This is a genomic window from Anaeromonas gelatinilytica, from assembly GCF_016820635.1.
Taxonomy (GTDB): Bacteria; Bacillota; Clostridia; order Tissierellales; family SIT17; genus Anaeromonas; species Anaeromonas gelatinilytica.
The window spans coordinates 1-3,587 of the sequence record NZ_WSFU01000118.1 but is presented as its reverse complement, the minus strand read 5'-3'; the positions used below and the strand labels follow the sequence as shown (position 1 = coordinate 3,587).

At 29.4% G+C, this 3,587-nt stretch carries 5 protein-coding genes; all 5 read left to right on the top strand.

Features of this window, described 5'->3' with window-relative positions; genetic code table 11:
• Window positions 1-71: 71 nt before the first annotated feature.
• The gene (locus GOQ29_RS10120; protein WP_203372534.1) at window positions 72-635 is read left to right on the top strand and encodes an HNH endonuclease signature motif containing protein; all 564 of its coding nucleotides are present in this window, start codon (window positions 72-74) and stop codon (window positions 633-635) included.
• On the top strand, window positions 616-1,170 hold the full coding sequence (locus tag GOQ29_RS10115) for a host-nuclease inhibitor Gam family protein (RefSeq protein ID WP_203372533.1): 555 nt from the start codon (window positions 616-618) through the stop codon (window positions 1,168-1,170). The genes GOQ29_RS10120 and GOQ29_RS10115 overlap by 20 nt, the downstream gene beginning before the upstream one ends.
• Window positions 1,171-1,174: 4 nt before the next feature.
• Window positions 1,175-1,780, top strand: a complete 606-nt coding sequence (locus GOQ29_RS10110; RefSeq protein ID WP_203372532.1) for an ERF family protein — start codon at window positions 1,175-1,177, stop codon at window positions 1,778-1,780.
• Between the two features lie 43 nt (window positions 1,781-1,823).
• Window positions 1,824-2,633 (top strand): hypothetical protein, encoded by an 810-nt coding sequence (locus tag GOQ29_RS10105; protein ID WP_203372531.1) that lies wholly within the window; start codon window positions 1,824-1,826, stop codon window positions 2,631-2,633.
• Window positions 2,634-2,654: 21 nt separating this feature from the next.
• The coding region (locus GOQ29_RS10100; protein WP_203372530.1) for a toprim domain-containing protein at window positions 2,655-3,587 on the top strand (933 nt) is incomplete at its 3' end.

Sequence of the window (3,587 nt, the reverse complement as noted above, 5' to 3'; positions counted from 1 at the left end):
AAGAAAATTTGAATACAGAAGAAAAGAAAACATGGAAAATAGAAAATGATTTAAGTGCTGGAGAAATATAAATGAAAAAACTTAAACTTGATGAAGACTTAATAAAGAACTTATATCAAAACGGTGAATCAATGAGTAGTATAGCTAGAAGGCTTGACACTTCTAAAGAAAATATCAGAAGAAGAATACTGAATATGGGAATTTATAAAAAGAGAGATAGAAGTGACTATAAAATACCAAATTCTAAAAGAAGAAATATTCATGTTAAAAAGAGCCTACCTAACGGAGAAAGGGTATGGGAACATAGATGGGTTATGGAACAGCATTTAGGAAGAAAATTAAAAGATAATGAAGTAGTTCATCATAAGAATGGAATTAGATGGGATAATTGTATTGAAAATTTAGAAGTATTGCAAGATGATGAGCATAGAAAATTACATGTTATAAAGAGAGATAGCTACGATTTGCCTAAGGATATATTGAAAGAACTGTATATAAATAAGGACTTAACTATGAAAGAAGTTGGTATAGAGTTAAATTGTAGTACATCTACAATTAGGAAATATTTAAGGAAATATAGAATAGTTAAAAAATATTCTAATAGGAGGGGTTTTAATGGAAAATATTATGATTAATTTAGCTGATGAACATTTAGGTGTAAATGAGGAAAATAAAGAAACATGGTATATAAAGGACGATTTAGCAGCAGATTTCGCTTTAGATATGATACGAGAAAAGAAAGCAGAATTCAAAAGATTTAAGATGATAGTGGATGCCAAGATAGATCAACTCATGGAAGCTATGGAAAAAGAAGAAAAAGAAATGAAAAAAGGTGTATCTTTTTTTGAAGCTAAGCTACATGAATATTTTTCATCTATAGATATGAAGAAGATAAAAGTTACTAAGACCCAAGGTAAATATACATTACCTTCAGGACAGTTAATTATGAAAATTAGAGGTCCTGAGTATAAGAGAGATAATGATAAGTTAGTTGAATACTTAGAAAAGGAAAGACCTGAATTAGTTAAGATAAAGAAGTCTCCAGATTGGGTCAAATATAAAAAATCTATCGGTAATGTTGATGGAGTTGCAGTGGATTTAGATACTGGTGAAAAATTAGACTGTATCAAGATAGTAGAAAGAGAACCAGAGTTTAAGGTTGAGGTGTAAAAAAATGAATAAAAGTGAGAGCATAAAGAATTTAGCTATAGCTCTATCTAAGTTTCAGTCAGAAATTAAAAATCCAGCTAATACTGCTACTAATCCATTTTTTAAGAGTAAATATGCTCCTTTAAATGATGTTTTAAATCTTATAAGACCTATATTATCTAAATATGGACTAAGTATAATGCAAGCCCCAGCTGGGGACGGAGAAAAGATAGTAGTTACTACTCTATTACTTCATGAAAGTGGGGAATGGATTGAACCGGATCCATTAATATTAAAAGCTGATAAGGCTACAGCACAAGGAGCAGGAAGTGCTATTACTTATGCTAGAAGGTATGCATTATCTGCAATACTTGGAATTTCATCAGAAGATGATGATGACGGAAATAATGCAGAACCTAAGAAAAAGAATGCATCAAGTAACGCTACTACATCTAATAGTAATTTATCAGATAAGCAGATTGAAAGACTTTATGCTATTGCATATAGTGCAAATATAGATGCTGATACAGTAAAAGAACAAGTGAAAAAGAAGTTTAACAAAGATGTATCAGAACTGACAAAACAAGAGTATGACAATGTATGTAAAGGATATGAGAGTTTAAAAAAATAGGGGAGTAAAATCTCCCCTAATTAATACAAAAGGAGGGTAAAATATGAGTGGTTGGATAAGTCTACACAGAAAAATTCAAAATCATTGGATTTGGCAAGAAAAACCTTTTGATAAAAGATCAGCATGGTTTGATTTAATTTTATTAGCAAATTATAAAGATAATAAATTTTTATTAGGAAATGAACTAATCGAAGTGAAAAGAGGAAGTCTTATAATTTCTGAACTAAAACTCATGGAAAGATGGGGATGGTCTAAAACAAAAGTAAGAAACTTTTTAAAATTATTAGAAGAAGATAATATGATAATTAAAAAAAGTGACACAAAAAAGACCACCTTAACCATAGTGAATTACAGTGATTACCAAGATGTAGAGACTGCAAAAAGACCACAAGAAGACCACGAAAAGACTACAAAAGAACCGCCAAAAGACCAGAAGAAGACTACAAAAAAACCAGTTGAAGACCACAAGAAGACTGCGAAAGAACTACGAAAAGACACAACTAATAAAGATAATAAAGATAATAAAGAAAATAATATTATTATGACGCCTCAAGAAGTTGAATATATTTCCGTACTAGAAAAAATAACTAATTATCCTTTGGATAGAAAGAAAGATTTAGATTATATGAAAGAGCTTGAGAAAAGATATCCTAAGTTAGATTTGGTAGAAGCAATTACTAAATTTAGTGATTGGATATTAGATAATCCTTTTAAACAAAATGCAAATCATAGGAGTCAAATAAATACTTCTTTTAGTAAATATTTAGAGTGGGGACAATGCTTGAAAAAAGAAAAAAAGTCTAAAAGGCCACCACTAAAAATGGTTATTAATGAGAATTATTTGAGGGAGTAGTAGCAGAATAGAGGTGAGAACTTGGATAAGATTCAAGAGATTAAAGAAAAATTTAATAGTGAAGCTGAAAGTATTATAGCAAATGGCCTTGGTCTAGCTAAAAAAGGTAAAAAATATCATTGTCCTAATGCTTTTGCACACAAAAATGGAGATAGAGACCCTTCTATGAGTTGGGACCCTAATGCTTTACAATTCTATTGCTTTGGTTGTGGAATGAAGATTGATATATATGGCTATTACAGAGAACATCTTAATTATACACATCAAGAGATAGTATCAGAGCTATTATCAGAAGATGATTATAAAAATACTTCTATACAAAAAAATAGAGATAAATTTATAGATGAAATTAAAAGAGTTCAATCAATATCAAAGCAATGTATAGACTACATAAAGCTAAGAGGGGTAAATGAAGATACTATAAAAAAGTTTAATCTAGGGACATATAAAGGTGATATAGCTTTTCCTTATTACAAATATGAAACTGTAATAGGATATAAAACTAGAAAACCTACTAAGAATCCAGGAAAACCTAAAATGAAGAATATAACCGGTTCTAAACCTTATTTATATAATATTCAAAACACTAAAAAAGCAATGGAACTTATAATTTGTGAAGGTGAGTTTGATGCAATGGTAATAAGTCAATGTGGATATGAAAATGTTGTAAGTGTAGGAGCCGGAGCTAATAGTTTACCGACTTTAATAGAACAATCTAAAGAATTTTTAGATGAATTTGAATCTTTGATAATAGTTTCTGATAATGATGAAGCTGGTTCTAATATGGATAGATACTTCATTGAACAGTTTAATGAAAAGGCTAAATTGATAGATAAAAAATTATATAAGAAAAATGATATCAATGAAGAATATGTAGTTTGTGGGAAAGAAAAAATAGTTGAATTGATAGAAAGTGCAAGGTTTAAGATTGAGGGAAGATGGGATTTAGACAAA